Below are 234 nucleotides of genomic sequence, written 5' to 3'. Positions count from 1 at the left end.
GTGAACGATGGGACTCGAACCCACGACAACCAGTGCCACAAACTGGCGCTCTACCAACTGAACTACGTTCACCATATATGGAGCGGGTAGTGGGAATCGAACCCACCTTGCTAGCTTGGAAGGCTAGAGTATTACCGATATACGATACCCGCTTGTAGTATGGTGCGTGTTAAGAGATTCGAACTCCTGGCCCACGCCTTAGAAGGGCGTTGCTCTATCCAGCTGAGCTAAACA

Annotated in this window: 1 tRNA gene; it reads right to left on the bottom strand. The window is 51.3% G+C overall.

The window, feature by feature from the left end:
- Positions 1-78 precede the first annotated feature (78 nt).
- Positions 79-152, bottom strand: a tRNA-Gly gene (locus LPC13_RS16850).
- Between the last annotated feature and the right edge of the window lie 82 nt (positions 153-234).

The organism is Clostridium celatum, assembly GCF_021412605.1.
Taxonomy (GTDB): domain Bacteria; phylum Bacillota; class Clostridia; order Clostridiales; family Clostridiaceae; genus Clostridium; species Clostridium celatum.
The sequence above is the reverse complement of the archived record's forward strand: the minus strand, read 5'-3'. Positions and strand labels throughout refer to the sequence as shown.